Origin of the sequence: Paracoccus sp. FO-3, assembly GCF_006386455.1 — a bacterium.
In the GTDB taxonomy this organism is placed as follows: Bacteria; Pseudomonadota; Alphaproteobacteria; order Rhodobacterales; family Rhodobacteraceae; genus Paracoccus; species Paracoccus versutus.
In genome coordinates, this window is the sequence record NZ_VCBQ01000037.1 from 14,242 (window position 1) to 32,556 (window position 18,315).

The 18,315-nt window shown below is 63.2% G+C and carries 23 protein-coding genes; 8 read left to right on the plus strand and 15 right to left on the minus strand.

The window, feature by feature from the left end; genetic code table 11:
• Position 1 precedes the first annotated feature (1 nt).
• Complete coding sequence (locus FE811_RS12125) at positions 2–1,846, plus strand: type IV secretory system conjugative DNA transfer family protein (RefSeq protein ID WP_140847790.1); 1,845 nt, start codon at positions 2–4, stop codon at positions 1,844–1,846.
• 316 nt (positions 1,847–2,162) lie between these two features.
• Here FE811_RS12125 and FE811_RS12130 read toward each other — a convergent pair whose 3' ends face one another.
• The gene (locus tag FE811_RS12130) at positions 2,163–2,603 is read right to left on the minus strand and encodes a helix-turn-helix domain-containing protein (protein ID WP_126976280.1); all 441 of its coding nucleotides are present in this window, start codon (positions 2,601–2,603) and stop codon (positions 2,163–2,165) included.
• 72 nt (positions 2,604–2,675) lie between these two features.
• Between FE811_RS12130 and FE811_RS12135 the strand changes: the two genes are divergently transcribed.
• The 5 genes from FE811_RS12135 to merA are packed head-to-tail and all read left to right on the plus strand — an operon-like array spanning position 2,676 to position 5,315.
• The gene (locus FE811_RS12135; protein WP_140847793.1) at positions 2,676–3,059 is read left to right on the plus strand and encodes a mercuric transporter MerT family protein; all 384 of its coding nucleotides are present in this window, start codon (positions 2,676–2,678) and stop codon (positions 3,057–3,059) included.
• Positions 3,060–3,076: 17 nt separating this feature from the next.
• Positions 3,077–3,394 (plus strand): heavy-metal-associated domain-containing protein, encoded by a 318-nt coding sequence (locus tag FE811_RS12140; RefSeq protein WP_126976278.1) that lies wholly within the window; start codon positions 3,077–3,079, stop codon positions 3,392–3,394.
• 5 nt (positions 3,395–3,399) lie between these two features.
• A complete protein-coding gene (locus tag FE811_RS12145; protein WP_126976277.1) occupies positions 3,400–3,648 on the plus strand; it encodes a hypothetical protein in 249 nt (82 codons plus the stop codon).
• A complete protein-coding gene (gene merF / locus FE811_RS12150) occupies positions 3,645–3,872 on the plus strand; it encodes a mercury resistance system transport protein MerF (protein ID WP_140847796.1) in 228 nt (75 codons plus the stop codon). Before FE811_RS12145 ends, merF begins: the two co-directional genes overlap by 4 nt.
• 12 nt (positions 3,873–3,884) lie before the next feature.
• Positions 3,885–5,315: a mercury(II) reductase gene (gene merA, locus FE811_RS12155; RefSeq protein ID WP_140847798.1), complete on the plus strand. Its 1,431-nt coding sequence runs from the start codon at positions 3,885–3,887 to the stop codon at positions 5,313–5,315.
• 281 nt (positions 5,316–5,596) lie between these two features.
• On the opposite strand, the gene FE811_RS12160 is transcribed toward merA, so the two are convergent.
• From FE811_RS12160 to FE811_RS12225, 14 genes are all read right to left on the minus strand, one after another.
• A complete protein-coding gene (locus tag FE811_RS12160) occupies positions 5,597–6,571 on the minus strand; it encodes an ATPase, T2SS/T4P/T4SS family (RefSeq protein ID WP_126976274.1) in 975 nt (324 codons plus the stop codon).
• Positions 6,571–7,893, minus strand: coding sequence for a TrbI/VirB10 family protein (locus FE811_RS12165; protein ID WP_126976273.1), 1,323 nt, complete (start codon positions 7,891–7,893; stop codon positions 6,571–6,573). Before FE811_RS12165 ends, FE811_RS12160 begins: the two co-directional genes overlap by 1 nt.
• A gap of 1 nt (position 7,894) precedes the next feature.
• Positions 7,895–8,644, minus strand: coding sequence for a TrbG/VirB9 family P-type conjugative transfer protein (locus tag FE811_RS12170; RefSeq protein ID WP_126976272.1), 750 nt, complete (start codon positions 8,642–8,644; stop codon positions 7,895–7,897).
• Complete coding sequence (locus FE811_RS12175) at positions 8,641–9,300, minus strand: virB8 family protein (protein WP_164738208.1); 660 nt, start codon at positions 9,298–9,300, stop codon at positions 8,641–8,643. The genes FE811_RS12170 and FE811_RS12175 overlap by 4 nt, the downstream gene beginning before the upstream one ends.
• A gap of 32 nt (positions 9,301–9,332) precedes the next feature.
• The gene (locus tag FE811_RS12180) at positions 9,333–10,352 is read right to left on the minus strand and encodes a type IV secretion system protein (RefSeq protein WP_126976270.1); all 1,020 of its coding nucleotides are present in this window, start codon (positions 10,350–10,352) and stop codon (positions 9,333–9,335) included.
• A 3-nt stretch (positions 10,353–10,355) separates the two neighbouring features.
• The gene (locus FE811_RS12185; protein WP_126976269.1) at positions 10,356–10,862 is read right to left on the minus strand and encodes a hypothetical protein; all 507 of its coding nucleotides are present in this window, start codon (positions 10,860–10,862) and stop codon (positions 10,356–10,358) included.
• A complete protein-coding gene (locus FE811_RS12190) occupies positions 10,859–11,668 on the minus strand; it encodes a type IV secretion system protein (protein ID WP_164738207.1) in 810 nt (269 codons plus the stop codon). The genes FE811_RS12185 and FE811_RS12190 overlap by 4 nt, the downstream gene beginning before the upstream one ends.
• Positions 11,665–12,768: a lytic transglycosylase domain-containing protein gene (locus tag FE811_RS12195; RefSeq protein WP_125327836.1), complete on the minus strand. Its 1,104-nt coding sequence runs from the start codon at positions 12,766–12,768 to the stop codon at positions 11,665–11,667. Before FE811_RS12195 ends, FE811_RS12190 begins: the two co-directional genes overlap by 4 nt.
• An 8-nt stretch (positions 12,769–12,776) precedes the next feature.
• On the minus strand, positions 12,777–12,983 hold the full coding sequence (locus FE811_RS12200; RefSeq protein WP_126976267.1) for a hypothetical protein: 207 nt from the start codon (positions 12,981–12,983) through the stop codon (positions 12,777–12,779).
• Entirely contained in the window at positions 12,980–15,358 is a 2,379-nt protein-coding gene (locus FE811_RS12205; RefSeq protein WP_126976266.1) for a type IV secretion system protein B4, read from the minus strand. The genes FE811_RS12200 and FE811_RS12205 overlap by 4 nt, the downstream gene beginning before the upstream one ends.
• Entirely contained in the window at positions 15,348–15,623 is a 276-nt protein-coding gene (locus tag FE811_RS12210; RefSeq protein ID WP_125327833.1) for a type IV secretion system protein VirB3, read from the minus strand. Before FE811_RS12210 ends, FE811_RS12205 begins: the two co-directional genes overlap by 11 nt.
• 66 nt (positions 15,624–15,689) lie before the next feature.
• Positions 15,690–16,004 (minus strand): TrbC/VirB2 family protein, encoded by a 315-nt coding sequence (locus FE811_RS12215; RefSeq protein WP_125327832.1) that lies wholly within the window; start codon positions 16,002–16,004, stop codon positions 15,690–15,692.
• A 5-nt stretch (positions 16,005–16,009) separates the two neighbouring features.
• Positions 16,010–16,720, minus strand: a complete 711-nt coding sequence (locus FE811_RS12220; RefSeq protein ID WP_125327831.1) for a lytic transglycosylase domain-containing protein — start codon at positions 16,718–16,720, stop codon at positions 16,010–16,012.
• Positions 16,692–17,012, minus strand: coding sequence for a hypothetical protein (locus tag FE811_RS12225; RefSeq protein WP_125327830.1), 321 nt, complete (start codon positions 17,010–17,012; stop codon positions 16,692–16,694). Before FE811_RS12225 ends, FE811_RS12220 begins: the two co-directional genes overlap by 29 nt.
• A gap of 167 nt (positions 17,013–17,179) precedes the next feature.
• Between FE811_RS12225 and FE811_RS12230 the strand changes: the two genes are divergently transcribed.
• Together FE811_RS12230 and FE811_RS12235 are read left to right on the plus strand one after the other, a co-directional pair.
• A complete protein-coding gene (locus FE811_RS12230; protein ID WP_125327829.1) occupies positions 17,180–17,482 on the plus strand; it encodes a hypothetical protein in 303 nt (100 codons plus the stop codon).
• A 59-nt stretch (positions 17,483–17,541) separates the two neighbouring features.
• Positions 17,542–18,183: a hypothetical protein gene (locus FE811_RS12235; protein ID WP_164517409.1), complete on the plus strand. Its 642-nt coding sequence runs from the start codon at positions 17,542–17,544 to the stop codon at positions 18,181–18,183.
• Positions 18,184–18,315 lie beyond the last annotated feature (132 nt).

Sequence of the window (18,315 nt, forward strand, 5' to 3'; positions counted from 1 at the left end):
CATGCTTTCGAACCTCGACACCGCCTGGCGGTATCCGCTGGCGCTGCTCCTTGGCCTGCTGATCGGTCTCTACATCGGCGGCATGCTGGCGACGATCTACGTGATCACCGCCTTTCGCGAGAGCCTCGACACCCTGAGCCCGATGGGCCCCTGGTTCCTGCGTTATGCCTGGGCCGACCTCGCCGCGCGGCCTTCGGTCCTGCAGGGCGCGCTGATCATCACGGGTGCCGTGACCGTCGCCTTGACGCTTGTCGGACTTGCCGGAGTGCATCGCGGGCGGCTGAACCAGTATGACGATGCGCATTTCCAGTCACGCCGCGAGTTGAAGCGCAACCGCATGGTCGGAACCCACGATCAGAACGGCTTCCTCTTCGGCAAGCTCGGCCTCCCGAATTCCGATGCGCCCTTTGTGATGGCGCCGCCGGACCGCTTCCCGCACGCGATGATGATCGCGCCCACGGGCCGCGGGAAAGGCGTCGGCTTCGTCATCCCGAACCTCCTGCACTTTTCAGGCTCGGCGATCATCCTCGACGTGAAGGGCGAGAACTTCGCGAAGACTTCGATCCACCGCAAGCATGGCCTGAAGAACGGCATCTGGTACTTCTCGCCCTTCGACGAGGACCGAGGATCGCACCGGTTCAATCCGCTTGCCCGGATCGCCGCTCTGCCCTCCGCCGAGCGTCAGTACACCGCGCTGAACTCGATGGCTGACCTTTTCCTCATCCCGGAAGGCGAAAGTGCGCAGAGCTTCTTCAATGCCGGCAAACGGCTGTTCATCGCATCGTGCCTCTATGCCATCGAACAGCGCCGCCCGACCCTGGGCTTTGCCGGTGAGATCATGGCCGGGGGCGGTGACAAGAAGAAAAGCTACACGGCCATTGCCGAGACCACGAACATCTCAATCGTCTCCCGCACCTTCCTCGAGATGGCCGACGTCCCGGAAAAAACCCTCGGGGCCTATGTGTCCGTCATCCAGGGATCCGGTCTCGAACTTTGGAACGACCCTGCGGTGGACCGGGTGACTTCCGCCAGCGACTTCGACTTCTCGACCTTCCGCCGCGATCCCCAAAGCCTCTACATCGTCGTCCAGCCCGAGCACCTGAAAACCTTGGCCCCCCTCGTTCGTTTGCTCTTTGCCGATGCCATCGCCTCCCTCCAGCGACGCGAGCCGGGACCGGACGAGCCCCATGCGGTAATGTTCCTCATGGACGAATTCGACCAACTCGGCCGTCAGCCCCTTGTCCTCTCCTCGATCAAGACCATCCGCAGCTTCGGCGGCCGTTTCTTTATCATCTCCCAGACCATTCCCGGTCTGGATGACATCTATGGCGAAACCGGGCGGAGGTCCCTGCAGGGCGGGGCTGGTGTGCAGATATACATGACGCCCCAGGATGATCGGACCGCCGAGGTGCTGTCGAACGCGTTGGGGAGATCCACCATCACGGCCGTGACCGAAAGCCAGTCGCGGGTGCGTGCACTTGAAGACAGCGCGAATGTCAGCAGGCGCTCAGAAGAGCGACCGTTGATCTCGGCGAACGAGGTGCTGCGGTTTCCGCTGGATGAGGTGCTGGTGCTGCCCGAGGGACAGTATCCGATCCGGGCGCGGCACATCCGGTACTTCGAGGATCGGCACTTTGCCCCGATTGATCGAGCGCGGAAAGGTAAGGGATTGCCGAGTATACCGGGAAGCGGAGCGGTTGGCAGGCAAATCGCCGTTGGAAAACTGTCGGGGTTGGCTGCGTCCGCCGGACAGGCAGATGCCGAGGTCTTCGGGGAGGCGGCGCGGGTGTTTCGGGCAATTGCGGAGAGCGCCAAGCACACACGGAAAGTGCCGACTCGGGTCTAACCGATGCTTGGTCGCTGAACCTCACCTCATGCTCCTACAGGCAAACTTCGGCCTATTTCGGTCCGCCGACCCTGTTTACGTGCTTCTATCGGAATTCCCCTAACCAGTCATTCTTTCCTGCCGCAGCAATTCCTAGTCGAACCAAAAGCGACGGTGTGGTGAGCGGGAGTTCTTCGCCACATGGCGCGGGCATCACCTAGCCGGACCAAGAAGATCCGCAGCGGCACGTCTATGCAGACCTGCCGTTGCAAAGTGATCTTCGCGAAGGGATCTTTGAACAAAGCTTCGGCATCTCTGTCCCCAACCGAAACGGCCGCTAATGTCGGAGAATATCCAGCACCGGGCATTCGGGACGATCCCCGCCGCTGCAAAGCGCGGCGGTGCGGGACAGGAGAGCTTCGATCCTTTGCAGGTCGGCGATCTTTGCCCTGACATCCGTCAGATGTGCCTCGGTTTTTTCTTTGACCTCGGCGCAGGACTGCAGCGCGCCATCGCCAAGGCCAAGCAATCCGCGAATGTCGTCTAGCGAAAACCCCAGCTCGCGGGCGCGCATGACGAAGCGCAGGCGCTGCACATCCGTGGCCTCATAGGTCCGATGACCTGCATCCGTCCGGGCGGGTGGTGGCAGGATGCCCGCCGTCTCGTAATAGCGGATCGTCTCCAGATTGCAGCCGGTCGCGCGGGCCAGATCGGCCCGGCGCAATACCCCTGCCTTGAGGCTTTCTTTGCGGGTCGCAGCTTCGTGAACGACAGTCATGGTGATTTCCCTTGCACCTGTAGTCACTACAGACCGTAGGCAGGTTGCAACGGGATGACAAGGAACCCTGCGATGAGTGACATTCACGATGCCGAAACCGCGCCGCGAAGCGCCGATCACAAGGGCCTGTTTGCCACACTTGGGCTGGCGGGGGCGTTTCTGGCCTCGGCCTGCTGCATCGTGCCGCTGGTGCTGGTGACGCTGGGAATATCCGGTGCATGGATCGGAAATCTGACAGCCCTTGAACCCTACAAGCCGCTGACCTCGGGCATCGCCATTGTCTTTATCGGGCTGGGGTTCTGGCACGTTTATTTTTGGACAAAACCCGTATGCGTGGAGGGGTCGTACTGCGCCCGCCCGCAATCGTCGCGCCTCACCAAAACGGTGCTTTGGGCGGCAACAGTGCTGGTCCTGCTGTCCGTGACGCTCAACTGGTGGGCACCTCTGCTTTACTGAAACCAAAAGGAAACCTTATGAAACGTTTTGCAATTCTGGCTCTCGGCGCGGCGATGCTCGGCCTGCCCGCCACAGCGTCATTCGTCTTCGCCCAATCGGCTCCGGCGACCGCATCCACACTGACCGAGGTCACTTTCGATGTGCCGGACATGACTTGCGGACTCTGCCCGGTGACGGTCAAGGCCGCGATGAGCGGGGTCGAAGGGGTGCAATCGGTCGAGGTGGACTTTGACAGCCGCAGCGCGATGGTGATCTTCGATCCGGCCCTGACCAATGCGGCAACGATTGCGGAAGCCTCGGCACAGGCGGGCTATCCGGCCAATGTGAAGGGCTAAAGCCAATGCGCGACGACATTCAGGGCGGGGTGTTGGCGACGCTGATCGCCGCCCCGCTGGTGGTTGTCTGTTGCGGTGGTGGTGGCATCGCCCTGGCCGCGATCATCGGTGCGGTTGGCGGATGGATCAGCGGCGCTGGCGGCCTGGTAGCAGTCATGATGGCAGCCGTTGCGGCACTGACTTGGCGCAGCCGTCGGCGCGCGCAGTTGGGAAGCTGCGAGCCGGGCGTTTCGGAAAGGCAGCACGGGCCATGAGCGGCGATCCATCCGAACGCCGTCTACTGATCACCGGCATTGTCGGCACCGTCATCGCCGCGCTGTGCTGCTTCACGCCGGTTCTGGCCGTGCTCCTCGGTTTTGTCGGCCTGTCAGCCCTGCTGGGTTGGCTTGATGTCGTGCTCTTGCCTGCCCTCGCCGTCTTCATCGGCCTTACGATTTATGCCCTCTGGCGACGCCAGCGGAACCCCAGAAACTCCTAAAGGAATACAATCATGAACGATTGCTGCACCATTCCCCGTCCAGACCAAAATTCTTTCGACATGGCTGTAATCGGGGCGGGATCGGCGGGGTTTTCCGCCTCGATCACGGCGGCCGGGGCGGGCGAGCGTGTAGCGCTGATCGGACACGGGCTGATCGGCGGCACCTGTGTGAACGTGGGCTGCGTGCCGTCAAAGGCCTTGATCCGTGCGGCGGAAGCGATCCACGGCGCGAAGGCGGCGAAACGGTTTCCGGGACTATCCGGGGCTGCACAGGTCGATGATTGGGCGGCGCTGATGGCCGGGAAGGACGCCTTGGTTTCTAGTCTGCGTCAAAAGAAATATGCCGATCTGCTGCCCGGCTATGAGGGGATTACCTACATTGACGAAGGGGCGGCCCGGCTTGTCCCCGGTGGCGTGCAGGTCGGCGCGCGCCTGATCCGTGCGCCCAAAGTCATCATAGCCACGGGTGGCCGCCCCGCCCTGCCGCCCATTCCGGGAATCAGGCAAGTGCCCACGCTGGACAGCACGTCCCTTCTTGCGCTGGAAACGCTGCCGGAAAGCCTAGTCTTCCTTGGCGGTGGCTATATCGGTGCGGAACTGGCACAGATGATGGCGCGGATGGGCGTCAAGGTTACCATGGTCTGCCGCTCGCGCCTTCTGCCGCAGGCCGAACCCGAAGTGTCGGAAGCTCTGACAGAGGTGTTCCGGGGCGAAGGCATCACAATGCACTGCGGCGTGACCTATGATACTTGCAATCGGGATGGCAAGCGCGCCGTGCTGTGCATCGAAGAACGCGGCAAGCGACTGGAACTGACAGCAGATCATCTGGTGCTGACCACCGGACGCAGCCCCAATACCGAAGGCCTGGGGCTTTCCGAAATGGGGATCGAGACCGACCGGCGAGGGGCAATCGTGGTGGGCGACGACATGCAGACCACCCGCCCCGGCATTTATGCCGCAGGGGATGTGACCAACCGTGACCAGTTTGTCTATATGGCCGCCTATGGAGCAAAGCTGGCCGCAAGGAATGCCATGGGCGGTGCAGAGTGCTATGACAATAGAGCGATGCCTTGGGTGGTGTTCACTGATCCGCAGGTGGCGGGCGTAGGGTTGACTGTGGAACAGGCCGTTGCAGCCGGCTATGACGTGAAAACCAGCGTTCTGACGCTCGACAACGTGCCTCGAGCGCTCGCGGCCCGTGACACGCGCGGTGTCATCAAACTGGTGGCGGATGCAAAGACCGATAGACTTTTGGGCGGTGTGATCGCCGCGCCTGAAGGTTCCGACAGCGCCCAGACGCTGGCCATGGCCCTGAAGTTCGGGATGACCACCAAGGCACTCGGGGAGACCATTTTCCCTTATCTGACCACGGTCGAAGGCCTGAGGCTCGCGGCTCAGACCTTCGATAAGGACGTGGCGATGCTTTCGTGCTGTGCGGGATGAAGCCGTGCCCGCCGCCCGTGAGGTGGCGGACATTGCAGCCGACAGCTCCCAGCCCAGATCCCGGCCCAGTTCGCGCTGCCTTTCCAATTCAAGCTGACGCCGCCGCTTGCGCTCTTCGTCGAACTCATGCTGCTGCTTTTGACGCGGTTTTAACGTGCTGCGCCCAGCGGCTTGATTGAAGCGGTCGCAGATCGCCTCTGCCTCGTGGGCATCTGCTATTGTTGCATGTTGCAACTGAAACGCCTCACCTGCATCAGGCCGCTTACCGCCCTTCGCGACCCTCACAGGCACAGTATCTCCGCCACCCCACGCCGCCCAGCCTGCCGCGAAAGTTGCACCACCAGATCCACACTTCCCTCGCAGTACCGCTTCACCTCCTCGAACCCCATGCCCAGCCCGGCGGCCATGACCATGATCGCCAACCGATCTATGGCTTTCCGGGCGGTGTCGGCATGGATGGTTGTGAACGAACCACCGTGCCCGGTGTTGATCGCTTCCAGGAAGGTCCGGCTTTCCTCACCCCGCAACTCACCAAGAATGATCCGGTCTGGACGCATCCGAAGCGAGGCTTCCAGTAGCCGCGCAGGCGTCCGTTCGCCTTGGGCACTGCGATCAGCCTTAAGCGATACCGCGTTCTCCTGACGGGGGAACAGCTCATAGGCATCCTCGATGGTCAGGATCCTCTCGCCCGGGTCCACCATCGACAACAAAGACCGAGCAAATGTCGTCTTGCCGGTCGAGGTGCCGCCAGAGATCAGGATGTTCATGCGCTCCTCGACGCAAAGCCGCATGGCCTCGACGACCTGCCCCGCCTCAGCAAGCTTCATTGCCTCCCCTGCCCTTGCCCGACGCTTGGCGTCGAGATCGACAAGACCACCGTGTAGGAGGCGCGGCTCGATCAGCTGATCGGCCGAAACCTTGAATGGCCGGAACGTGATAGCCATCCCGCCTTCCACTATGGGCGGCGCCACAACCTGCGCCCGGATCGCCATATCGCCCAAGACGATCTTTCCCGAAACGGTCGGCTTCTTGTCGGAGAACTGCACACCAACGGCAGAAGCTATTGCCTGCCCAAGGTTGTTAGACAGGACCCGATCGATGGACAGATGCGAGACCCGCTCCATGTGGGTTGCACCCTTTCGCTCGATCCAGACTTTTCCATCCGGGTTGATCGCCACCTCGACCAGATCGTCCCGTAAGAACAGCGGCGCAATTGGCGTCAGGTAGGACCCGAGGAAGCTCGGCCGATCATCCATCACCAGATTTCCAAGTCGCGATCGACCATGACCGTGATTGCGGCTCCGGGGGCGACGGTGATGATCTGCGGCAGGCTCGTATAGGCCTCGACCGCTGAGCCCGTGGCAGCGCTCAGGTCCTCGCCCATGCTCTCGGCCGTGTCGGAACTGATCTCGTCAGTGTATTTCGCGGCGGCAACGGCTGGGGCGGCCCCGAGAAGAGAGATCAGCGCAGCCGACCCGAACCGTGCGCCGAAGCGCGTGTTGACCTTGCCGGTGATGCCGGAACGACCTTGGGCGTCGCCACCGAAGGCCTCCATCTGCACGGATTGCCCATCCGGGGTGACGAGCCGCGTCCAGGCGACAAGAATGCGACCTTGGCCGATGGCCACGTCCGAAGAATAATCGCCGAAGAGGCGCGCGCCGGCGGGGATCAGGATCTGGGCCTGATCGAAGGACCAAACCGGTCGGGTCACGATCGCTGTGATCTGGCCAGGCAAGCTCGAGTCGACCGCATTCTCCAGGGTCGCTTCGATCATCGTACCCTGAAGGACGGTGTTCGAAGGATTGGCGATCACCTGGCTCACTTCGGTGGCGGTGGCTTCCCGTCCCGACTGCACAAAATCCCGACCTGTCGCATCTCGGCCCTCGGCAGGGGCCTCGGGCATCCCCATACCGACATCCCCTGCCCCACCCTTTTGACCATCATCGAACACGACCGAAGGCGAGGCCACACGCGCCGCAAGCTGCGCCTCGCGCTCGGCACGTTTGGCGGCCAGTTCGGCTTCTCGCGCGGCATCGGCGGCACCCGCGGTGTCGGCGCTTGCCTTCAGGACGGCGATCTCCTGATCGAACTGCCGCCGCATATCCTCCATGAGAGCAAGGTTCTGGGACTGTGCCTCTTCGAGCGCAAGCGCCAGTTCCTTGGCTGTCTGGCCCTTCTCGGCATCGGCCCTGTCGGCAAGATCACCCAACTCGCGCTGCAACCGTTCGACCTCAGACTGGAGTGTGGCGTTCCGCGCTTCGAGGTCTTCCCGCTGTGAGGCCAGTTCGCCTTCGATGTCGGAAAAGCCATCTCCGGCGGGTTTCGCTTCCGGTTTGGGCTCAATCGCTCCGAAGGGCGAGCCACCAGCCTGATCCTGGAATTCCTCTACGGCGGAGGTTTCCACATCGGGGATTGTGCGGCTGGAAGGCCAGACCGTCCAGAGCGCGGCAAGGCTGGCTCCGGCCAAGAGTGCGCCCATGCCAAGTCGCTGCTGCCGGGTCATTTTCGGCTTGGGTCGCTCGACCTTGTATTCTGGCTCGGCGCCCTTCTGCGGATCGGTCATCTCAGGATCAGCCATGTCAGAACTCCCAACCCTGAAGCTTGGCGAGCAGGGCCGGATCGGTGGTCACGCCGCCATCTACCCGCTCGATGCACAGAACCTGCGTCCCGATCCGGATCGAATAGGCGGAGCGCAGGCCCGAGACGCGGACGATGCTGCCGCGCGTGCCGGAGTTCAGCGTCACTTCGCGGCCCGTCGCATCGACGCCGAAGATCGAGGGTCGGACACCCGGTGCGAAGGCAAAGTAGGTCGCTTGCCCATCATTCCAGATATGGACGGGTTTCAAGGTCTCGTCGCCCGACCAGGCATAGCCGATGTCGCGCGACCCTGCGGCCACGGTACTGCGGGCCGTCCTGCCCGTGCCGGTCTCGGGATAGCGCAGGACCAGCCGATAGGTCGGATTGCGGGACCGACCCTCGCTGATCGAAAGTGAGATCGTGCGCCGCCCGGTGTAGATCGTCATGTTGGTCTCCGCCCCGGCGATCAGGGGTTTCACGGAGACCGTGGTCCGGTTGGAGAGCACCTCGACCTCGAAGGCTTCGCTGTCGCCGAGAAGGACGGAATCGATCCGCTCGCCGGCACCGAGTTCGATGGCGGTGTTCACGCGCAGATGCGTGTCGAGCCGGATGACGTCGACGGGGTTGTAAAGGACCGACCGGACACGGGCATCCGCGCCCATCGACGCGGGGGCGACTTCGGCGCTGGCAACGGCTCCAAAGCCGAGGGCGCAGGCGAAGGCAAGTCCCGGGAGGAGAAGAGAACGGGTCATGGATTGGTCTCCAGGGTTTCGGCGTCAACGCGGTAGGCCGAGACGGTGAAGCCGAGCGGGTTTTCCCAGACATGGGCGAGGGAGCGCTCGGTCTTGGGCTCGAAGGCGAACTCGACCGTCGCGACGAAGGGCTGGGTCACCGGCTCCTGTTTCGTCTTGCGCAGGGTTTTCAGGAAGCGGATCTGGGCGACGTTCGGCGAAAGGAAGGTGATCCGGCGCACGGTCACCGTGACTTCCGCACCGGGGCCGTAGACATCGGGCGGATAGGCCGTGTTGCCGCCGCCCTTCGACCAGAGAAGCCGCAGACTTTCCTCGGCACGCCCCGTCGAGCGCCGCTGGACACTTTCAAGCCGGGCTTGAATGCCCGCGAGGAAATAGCCTTCGCGATCTGAGACGTAAGCCACGAGGAGGCTTTGCTTCAGCGCTTCCTGGTCCTCGATCCCGGTCGGGGCGACCTGCAGGATGTTTTCGGCGTCACCCGTCTGCCGATCGACGAGGACGGTGAAGACCTGGGTTTCCCGCAAAGGCAGGACGAGGACCAGTGCGGTTGCAAGGATCAGGCTCAGCCCGCCCGCGGCACTCGCGACAATCCAGGCGCGCCGGGCCGAGAGGCGGGGCTCCAGCACGAGATCGACATCAAATCCATGCGCCTCCATGGGCGGTCCTCCACTTCTCGAATTCTGGGGCATCAGCTTTTGTCCGATGTCCGGCTGGCGAGCCGCATCGCCGTCTGCACGGCGGACCTGCCGATCTGTCCGGCGGTATTGCCGTTCAGACGTGCATCCGATGGTCGGCGGCCGCCGGCATCCAATCCAGCCGCTCCCCGCCCTGCGCCGATCCCGGACGCGATGCCGGTGCGTCCGTAACCCTTGACGCTGTCGGCGGTACGGAAGGTCGAGGCTGCGACGCTGCCAAGACCGGTCGCGGTCGACGCGAGCGACTGCGCGATCGTCGGCACCATGGCCATGAGGCCAGTTCCGAGCATCATGACGACCACGAAGCTCAGGACATCGCCGATGGTTTCGACCGAGGCGAGCGAGGCCGGGGTGAGGTCCTCCGCGATGTAGATCGTGAAGGCCGCCATGCCGGACGTCAGCATCGGATAAAGAGCAAAGCCGAGGGCAAGGTTCACCCACCGGTCAAAGAGCGGGGCGGTGACCTTGAAAAGTGTGCAGCCGATTGCGACGGGTGCGAAGATGACGAGAACGCCGATCATGATCTTCGCGGCCGAGATCACGATGATCGACACCGTCGCCATCAGGGCCGCGACCAAGAACATCAGGAGGCCCGCAAGGGCACCAGTGATGTAGCTGCCATTCTGGCTGATCGCCTGACCTACATCGAGGGCTTGAAGGTAGAGGGCATCCAAACCCTCGTAGAGATTGCCCGATCCATCTCCAAACGCGTTCATCACGACAGCCCCGATCTCACTCGGGGCATTGGTCAGGACACCGTAGACCGAATTGAAGTTCGTCCAGGACGACAAGAAGGCCGACGCGACTGCGATCCGCACCATCAGACCGAGCCCGTTGCGAAGTGTCATTGGCACGGCTTGTGCCATCAGGTTGATCCCGACCAGCGCCACCACCAGAACAGACCCGACCCGGAAGACCGGCACGATCTCGGCGGCCACGGCATCAAATGCCGTAGCGCCAACCGCTGTTGCGGCGGCATCGACCTGGGTCAGGATGTCGGCAATGATTGCCATGGATCACTTGGCCCGGCAGCTTTGTTCGAGGTCTCGAAATCGCGCTTCGGTCGCGCGCCGATCTTGATCTCGTATGCTTTCCAGCGTTGGACGGTCAGCATCGGTCAGTTCCGATGCTGACTTTCCCAACTCGGCCGCGACGAAGGCGTCGAAGGTGAAGCCCTCGAAGAGGCAAGCGCAGGAGCCTTCTTCAAGCCGCCGCGACATGGCCACGCGGAAATAGGCTTGCCGAGCCACTGCGCGGAACTTCCAATCGGTGATCCCATCGGGCAGATCGATCACCTCTTCGCAGGCAGGCCTGTCTGCGGCGGCAAAGATCCCGGTCCCGCGCCGCTGCATTTCGGTCAGGAGGTCCAGAGCGGCGTCTGCATCCTGCGCCACCACCGCTTCCCGGGTTCTTTCGGCCAGCTGGACATCGCTCAATGAGGCGAGGTCCTCCGCTGCGGCGAAGTTGGCAAGGCAGACGAGGACAGCAACCGCCGCGATCTGGTGAGACGCCCGCCGCATCATTCGGCCCCCGAATAGTCGAAGAAGCTCTTTTCCTTGGCCTGTTCTGCGGCCCAGTTCACACCCGTCTGCCCGGCAGCGAGCCCGGCAGCCGCGTTCAGGCGCCACATCTGGCCGAGCATGTAGTTGGTCTCGGCGGCCATACGGGTGTTGAGATCTATGCTTTCCTTGAGAGTTTCCTGGTTCGCGATCTCGTCAACGAGCCCGTCGATCCGCGCGAGGCTTTGGGCAGCTTCCTCGTAGGAAAGCTGCGCCACGCCCATGGCCGTGGCGCTCGTAGCAGCGGTCGTCGCGATGAGCTTGTCCTGCGGGTTCTCCGATGACGACAACCCGGCCAGGGTTTCCGAGGTCAGGCCGGCCCTTTCCAGCGTGTCGCGCATATACTCGGCGGCCATCTTGTCGCCCATGGTCACATCGCCATCGAGAAGGCTTTCAAAAAGCCCGTCGAAATCCCCGATGGTGAGCGCATCCTGGAAGCCGGAAAGGTCAGTGATTTTGGCCGCGCGCGAGCGCAGGTCCTCCACCGAATTGTAGAGGCTTGCGATCTCGTTCAGGCCCGAGATTGATCCGAGGATGCCTTCGAGGTTGGTCAGCTGCTCGAGACCGGTCTCGACCTGCTTCTTCAATTCTTCGATCTGCGCGATCTGGTTTTCGGCATCGCGAAGTGCCGCCTGCAGCTGCTCGATGTTCTTGGCAAGGTTGGTGCCGTCGATGACGGGCACGCCTTGGGCCAGAAGAGGTGATGCCAGGATCGATGCACAGACGGCGAGCGCGAGGCGCGCCCTCGTTCGAAGGACGGCAGGTCTCACGGAGTGTACTCCCAGAAGGTGGTGTATTGCAGGGATTGCGCGGCGTCCGAGAGCCCACGGGCCGCCTCGACTTTGACGGCACCCGCGCGCAGCCGCAGCGTCAGGGCCGTAAGGCGCGCGCGTTCGGCGAGCATGTAGGTGTTCTGATCGACCGCTTCTTTCGGGGTCTGGGGCTTGGCCTCTTCAAGGAACCCCTTGATCCGCGCCATGGCCGCCTCGATCTGCCCCGACTGCTGGCCGGAATAGCCGATGAAGGCTGAGGACATGTTGCCCCATTCGGCACTCGCACCCTCCACCCCCGCCAACGTGCCCGTCACGTCCGCGCCGGTGATCACCGAAAGATAGGCGTCATAGTAGCCCGAGATCCGGCGGACGTAGTTCTGGGTTTCCTCGAAAGGAGGGATGCCACCGTATTTCTGGACGTTGCCGGGCCCTGCGTTGTAGGCCGCAAGCGCGAAGTCGATCCGGCCGAAGCTGTTGAGCTGGGTCGCGAGATAGCGGGCGCCACCATCGAGGTTCTGCAGCGGGTCGGTCGGATCAACGCCGAGATCGGCGGCAGTGCCCGGCATCAACTGGCAGAATCCCATGGCCCCGACCGGGCTGATCGCCGCGTTGGAAAACCCGCTTTCCTGCTTCACCAGCGACTGGAAAAGAATGCGCCAGGTCGTCGGAGTGAGCCCAACCTTCACGACGCCGGGATGCGTCTCATAGCGCGCCGCCGTCGCGATGATCATCGCCTCAACCGTCTCACCTTCCCCGAAGAGCCGCTGGCTTTCCGGGCTTGTCTCCTCAAGGGGATATACCTCGTCGGCAGGAGGGAAGGTTCCCGTCCCCATCTCGAAGCCGCTGAGGTCGGTCACGCCGGTCGTATCCGCGAGGAAACGCTCATAGGCGGCCAGCTGGTCGTCTTCGATCTCGCTGAGTTCCGTGCGCGTGGCGAGTTTCTCCCCCTGCTTCACCGCATCCTCAGCCTGTTCGACAAGACGCGAGATGAAGTTCGACAAGCGCGAGCCATCGATGATCGGCACGCCCTGGGCCAGGAGGCCCATAGGCACCGCAGTGCCGAGAAGAAGCCCGAGAAGGAGCGGTGCGCGACTCATGCGGTGTCTCAGTTCGCGCAAGTCGTGTCGGGTGCGTTCATCGTCGAGACGACGACCGTCGTGCCGTCACTTTGCTCGTGCGCTGCGAAGTATTTGCCCTCGGCCCGGAACTGACCGTGGCAGGGGGAGACGGCCCCCGTCTCGACACCGGCGCAGGCGGAGAGGAGGGTGAGCCCGACAAGGGAAGCGGGGATCAAGCGGTTGCGTCTGGTCACGTCATGTCCTTCCAGAAGTCGGGGTTGTCGCGCCAGCTATAGGGCGCGCGGTCTTCACCGGATCGGCCGCCGCCAAGCACGGCGAGCGCGGGTCCGAGGGCCGCGAGATCCATGTTCACGAAGACCGAGTCTCCGGCCGAGCGCAGGAGGGCGAGGCGCAGGCCGCCCGTGGGCGTGCAGAGGAACTCGGCCTCTTTCTCGTTCAGCCGCAGGATCCGGTAATCCTCGGGGTTTGCGCGCGGGTTCGGGTAGAGCAGTTGCGTCACCACGCTTTCCGCGATGATTTGTCCGACCTTGACCCGTGTCAGATGGGTCGGAGTCTGGGTCAGCATCATCACCACGGCATTCTTCTTCCGCATCGTGACGAGCCAATCGTGCAGGCGCTTCTCGAAGATCGGATCGTCGAGCATCTTCCAGGCTTCATCGATGACGATGAGGGTCGGACGGCGATCCTCGATCACCCGTTCGATGCGCCGGAAGAGGTAGGCCAGAAGCGCTGAGCGCTCGGTCCCGAGATCGAGGATCTCCGACATGTCGATGCCGACCACATCTTCGGACAGGCTGATCTGGGATGTGGCCCCGGGCCCGAAGAGCCAGCCATGCCGACCCCCCTGCCCCCATTCCCGGACCCTTCCCACCAGATCGCCCTCGTCGTCTGTCGAGGCGACGAGGGTTGCGAGGCCGTCGAAAGTCCTGAGCCGCGGATCGGCCGAAACGATCTGACGGACGGCGGCGTTCAGGCTGACGGTTTGAGCGGTCTCGAAGGGGCGCGACCCTGCAAGGATGTCACCAAGCCAGTCGGTGAGCCAGGCCGCCCCGCGCTCGTCGACCTCGGTCTGAAACGGATTGAAGCCTGTCGCCTCGCCGATCCGGATCGCAGAATAGCTGCCACCCAAGGCGCGCACGGCCATCTCGAGGCCCCGGTCCTTGTCGATGACGAGGATGCGGGCATGCACTCGCCGCGCCTGCGCCATCAGAAAGGCCGTGCCAAGGGTCTTGCCCGATCCGGTGCGGCCCAAGACCAGCGTGTGGCCGGCGCTCGGCTCGGCACCGCGCTCGCCCTTATCGTGGAAATTGAAGCGGTAGAGGCTCGAGGTCACCGTCGGCAGCGCCGTGATCGTCTCGCCCCAGGGCGACTGTGCCTTGGAGCGACCTTCCGTCACCCGGTGCAGCGCTGCGAGGTGGGCGAAGTTCTGGGCTGACAGAAGTGCGGTGCGCGGGCGGTAGGCCCAGTTGCCCGGGGCCTGGGCGAACCAGGCCGCGCGGGCGGCGAAACTCTCACGAACGAGGGTCGCCCCGCAATCCTGTCCGGCGCGCCAGACTTCGGAGGCGGCTTCCTCCAGCTGTTCCGGGGTCTCGGCCGTGACCATGACCGTCAGGTGATGTTTGCCGAAGACTTGTCGGCCCGAGGCGACATTGTCGGCGGCCTCATACAGTTCCTGACGCAGGGTTTCAGCGGCATCCTCAGAGGCACGCATCTGGCGTGCCGTGCGCTTGATGCGCTCTTCGATTTCGTTGTTGCGCGCGGGGGTGAAGCTGTTGGTGATGACGATGTCGTAGGGCAGTTCCAGCGCGTCGAGCATCCGCGCCCAGGTGCGGGCCGGATAGGATTTCACGCCGAAAATCGTCCCGAAACGCATCCCTTCGCTGGTTTCGATTTCCACCCGTTTGCCAGCAAAGATCATCTGCGATGACGCGACAGCCTCGGCAAGAAATTGGCCGCGCATCGGAAGCACCTTGGCCATCGGCTGCCCAAGAAGGACGCCAAGGAGACCCAGCCATTCCCCGGAGGAAACGGTCAGCCGCCGGAAGCCCAGACCCTGGCAGGCCCCGGCCAAAAGACCCATCGCTTCATTCAGGCGCTCGATCCTCTGGCCGAGGTCGCCTGTGAAGGCTGCCTTGAAGAGTGCGCCGATCAAAGGGACACGTTTTAGTACTGTGGGGCGAAGGATGAGCGAGACCACCAGCACTCGCCGCTTCAGGGTGCGGGCGCGAAGATGTCCCTGCCATCGGGCATCGACCATTGCCGCGAATTCGGCCCCGATGCCCTCACCATCGAAGGGCTTCAGCTGGGGTGCGTCCGGCAGGGTCAGCTTGGAGACATGGAACCCGAAGCCTTCGCCCAACTGGCCGATCAGCCGCGCAAGCGAAGTGGTCGCGAGTGAGAGGTCCCCTTCTTCCGTCGTGAAACTGTCCTGCCCCTCGACCACGGCAGAGGCGATCAGGTCACCCTGCCGGGTCAGGATCAGATTGTCCGCAGGTGCGGACAGCCAGGGCAAGTGCCGGGCGAAGGTCTCGGCTGCGAGATCCTCAGGCCGCAAGACAGATCGAAGCGCCGGGGTGGCCGGGAAGAGGGATTTGAGGTCAGCTGACATGGCGATCTCCGCCAAAGGCCGACTTGCCCCGTGTGCGCGGGGTGCGGGAAAAGACCACCGCAACGGTCTCGAAGAGGTTCGGGTTGCGATCCGCGACGAACCACAAGACCGGATATCCGATGACGCCGATCAGCAGAAACCGCCAGTCGTTCGCCCCAACGAAGGGGATGACCGAGCCCAGCATCAGGCTCACGAAGTAGCCGATGGGAAGGCCGAAGATCTTCGGCGGCCGGGTGAGGCCGAGAAACAGGGGCGCGTCATGCATGGGGAACATCCGAGGGAGCGGCCAAGCCGAGTGGGCGATGCCACCCGGCCTGTCGCCGATCCCGCCTTAGGGGGCCGCAAAGCCGTCGATGATGGTCGCGGCCGAGAAGACGAGGACCACACCGAAGAAGATCGCAAGGAAGAGGGGCCAGTTCAGGCGGCCGGTGAACATCATGTAGCCCGCCGCCACGACAGCGAGGATGGCGATCAGCCGTCCGATCGGGCCGGTCAGCCCGTCCACCACGACCTGCAGCATGTTCTCCAAGGGGTCGAGGTTCTGCGCGAGAGCGGGCTCCGCGAGGATTGCCGCGAAGGGCAGCGCCAGCAAAAGGGTGTGCAAAGCCAGGCGCGGCAATCGCACGCCAAAAAGATTGCGGAACATGGGGGTTACTCCGAACTGAGGGTTGCGTTGGTCAGCCGCAAAACCTTGGCCACATGGCCCTCGGTCTCGGCATAAGGGGGAATGCCGCCATAGTCGCGGACCGCTTCGGGTCCGGCATTGTAGGCGGCCAGAGCAAGATCTGCAGCGCCGAAGTCTTCAAGCTGGGCGAGGAGATAGCGGGCTGAGCCGTGCAGATTGTCTTCCGGATCATGGGGATCGACCCCGAGGAGATCGGCGGTTCCTGGCATCAGCTGACCCAAGCCGATGGCACCGACAGACGACCGCGCATCTGGATTGAAGGCAGATTCCACGGCGATGTTGGCCCGAAAGAGTGCGAGCCATTCCGTCCCGGAGAGCCCCGCCGCATTCAGCGCAGGATGGCGGAGGTAGTCGTCGCCGACGTCGAGTACGAGATCCTCGATTTCGGCTGTGCCACGCGGACCCCTGCCCTTCGGGGTTGTGCCATAGGACGCGAGCACAACGAGACCATCATCAGCTGCATCGGTCTTAGCATCATCTGTGAACTCGGCGTTGTTCGGATCGCCGCGTTTGGGAAGCTTTTTGCCAAGATCGAGAACGCTGGCCCGAACCCGCAAGTCCTCTGCCCCTGTCCCCAGATCAATGACCTCGGCCAGGGCACCTTGTGCGGCAATGAGCCAAAGCGCCAGCCCTGCGCCGAGGGTCAGATCAGGGAATGGGCTCCACCGCTGCGTCATGGGTCCAGGTCGCCTTCTCGCCCTTCTTCAAAGGAACGGGGACCGTGGTCAGACCCAACTCGACCGCGAAAGAGATCAGACCGGTGACGGTCTTGAACTCCCGTGGTTCGAGCCCGCGCGAGATCACCAGAAGGGCCGTCTGGTCGCCAAGGCGCAACTGGATGCGCCAGGTGCCTTGCCAGACATTGAGAACCTTCTTTGCGTCCTCGACACAGAGGGCTTCGACGATGCCGCCTTCGGTCAGGGCCTCCTTAAGTCCGGCCTGCAAGATCACCGGGGTCAAGTTCCTCATGGGTTGGCACCTTCCGAAGCAACACGCTTTCGGCAGAACATAGTGCATGTTGCGCTGATGAGAAACATGTCGTCGCACAACATGGCGCTCACCTAGCGGTAGAATCCTATTGCGTCAATAGCGGTGTTTTGCAATTCATGCACATGTTTTGAAACCGCGGACCGTGCATGCCCCTTCTCCGCTCCAGACACGCTTGCCTCGCCGCCGCCGCCCTGTTCACGATGCCTGTCTGCGGCGTCGCTCAAGGTGCGACGGCGTTGGACTGCTTGCCGCCGGTCCCGCCTGCACCGGTGACCGATGCTGCCACGCGCGCGGAATATCGCGTGGAGATCGGGCAGGAGTTCACGGCCTATTTCGATGAGGCGCAGACCTATCTGCGCTGTCTGGATGCCGCGCGAGCCCAGGTGTCCGAAGAGATCAACCGCGCGATCCACGACTACCAGGCTCTTGGCGAGGACCCGGACGGATGACCGCGTGAGATCAGGTCCCCCTACCCTTCCCCTCCCGGCATCTTCACAAGGAAACTCCCATGACAAGACTACGAGCTGCGGCCGCCCTGGCAGCGACCGCCATGTCACTTTCTGTTGCGGCTCCGGCACAAGCCTACCCCGTCGATTGCGCGATCCTTCTCTGCCTCGCAGGCGGCTGGCCAGCCTCGACCGAATGCGCCCATGCCCGCACCGTCTTCATTGCCCGGATCACGCCATGGCCGGTCGAGCCACCGCTGCAAATCTGGAACTGCCCGATGCGGGCGAGTTTCCGCGGCGAGGCCAAACCGATCGAGCGCCTGTTCGACATCGCCGTTCGCGGAGAGACTGCCCCGCTCATCTCTGTCCCGAAAACGCCGTGGGCACCTCAGCTCGTCCAGGATCGGGCAGATGTCGATATCTCCGATCCGGCGTTTGACTTTGTCCGCTCGATCCGCGTGTTCGAGATCACCTACCAGCAGAGACGCAACTCTGACGGCGACTGCAACAGCTGGGGCGCCGTGTACATGGGCACCTATGGCGCTCAGGGCGACTACAGCCGTCGTCGGAGCAGCATTTCTGCGGTGCCGACCGCCTCAGACCTCACCGTGCCGGCAGACTGTCGCAGCTATTGGCACCGGTCTGTTTTCGTCGAATGGCGCGACTATGAAGGGAGCTACGGACACGAAGAGGTTCATTACTGAGAACATGAACGACCGCCCTCCCACGAAACGATCGAGTGACCGGATCCCCAGAAACAGAAACGACGCCAGACCATAGGCCCGACGCCGCACTGATTTCCTCGTGGTGATGGAAATCTAGCGCGAGCTTTGGGT

Bases quoted from the DNA above. Each gene is read 5' to 3' on its own strand.
- FE811_RS12130 (WP_126976280.1), bottom strand. From the start codon at position 2,603: ATGACTGTCGTTCACGAAGCTGCGACCCGCAAAGAAAGCCTCAAGGCA.
- merA (WP_140847798.1), top strand. From the start codon at position 3,885: ATGAACGATTGCTGCACCATTCCCCGTCCAGACCAAAATTCTTTCGAC.
- FE811_RS12140 (WP_126976278.1), top strand. From the start codon at position 3,077: ATGAAACGTTTTGCAATTCTGGCTCTCGGCGCGGCGATGCTCGGCCTG.
- FE811_RS12235 (WP_164517409.1), top strand. From the start codon at position 17,542: ATGACAAGACTACGAGCTGCGGCCGCCCTGGCAGCGACCGCCATGTCA.
- FE811_RS12145 (WP_126976277.1), top strand. From the start codon at position 3,400: ATGCGCGACGACATTCAGGGCGGGGTGTTGGCGACGCTGATCGCCGCC.
- FE811_RS12220 (WP_125327831.1), bottom strand. From the start codon at position 16,720: ATGACGCAGCGGTGGAGCCCATTCCCTGATCTGACCCTCGGCGCAGGG.
- FE811_RS12135 (WP_140847793.1), top strand. From the start codon at position 2,676: ATGAGTGACATTCACGATGCCGAAACCGCGCCGCGAAGCGCCGATCAC.
- FE811_RS12230 (WP_125327829.1), top strand. From the start codon at position 17,180: ATGCCCCTTCTCCGCTCCAGACACGCTTGCCTCGCCGCCGCCGCCCTG.
- FE811_RS12180 (WP_126976270.1), bottom strand. From the start codon at position 10,352: ATGGCAATCATTGCCGACATCCTGACCCAGGTCGATGCCGCCGCAACA.
- FE811_RS12125 (WP_140847790.1), top strand. From the start codon at position 2: ATGCTTTCGAACCTCGACACCGCCTGGCGGTATCCGCTGGCGCTGCTC.
- FE811_RS12175 (WP_164738208.1), bottom strand. From the start codon at position 9,300: ATGGAGGCGCATGGATTTGATGTCGATCTCGTGCTGGAGCCCCGCCTC.
- FE811_RS12160 (WP_126976274.1), bottom strand. From the start codon at position 6,571: ATGGATGATCGGCCGAGCTTCCTCGGGTCCTACCTGACGCCAATTGCG.
- merF (WP_140847796.1), top strand. From the start codon at position 3,645: ATGAGCGGCGATCCATCCGAACGCCGTCTACTGATCACCGGCATTGTC.
- FE811_RS12195 (WP_125327836.1), bottom strand. From the start codon at position 12,768: ATGAGTCGCGCACCGCTCCTTCTCGGGCTTCTTCTCGGCACTGCGGTG.
- FE811_RS12165 (WP_126976273.1), bottom strand. From the start codon at position 7,893: ATGGCTGATCCTGAGATGACCGATCCGCAGAAGGGCGCCGAGCCAGAA.
- FE811_RS12225 (WP_125327830.1), bottom strand. From the start codon at position 17,012: ATGAGGAACTTGACCCCGGTGATCTTGCAGGCCGGACTTAAGGAGGCC.
- FE811_RS12185 (WP_126976269.1), bottom strand. From the start codon at position 10,862: ATGATGCGGCGGGCGTCTCACCAGATCGCGGCGGTTGCTGTCCTCGTC.
- FE811_RS12170 (WP_126976272.1), bottom strand. From the start codon at position 8,644: ATGACCCGTTCTCTTCTCCTCCCGGGACTTGCCTTCGCCTGCGCCCTC.
- FE811_RS12210 (WP_125327833.1), bottom strand. From the start codon at position 15,623: ATGCATGACGCGCCCCTGTTTCTCGGCCTCACCCGGCCGCCGAAGATC.
- FE811_RS12215 (WP_125327832.1), bottom strand. From the start codon at position 16,004: ATGTTCCGCAATCTTTTTGGCGTGCGATTGCCGCGCCTGGCTTTGCAC.
- FE811_RS12205 (WP_126976266.1), bottom strand. From the start codon at position 15,358: ATGTCAGCTGACCTCAAATCCCTCTTCCCGGCCACCCCGGCGCTTCGA.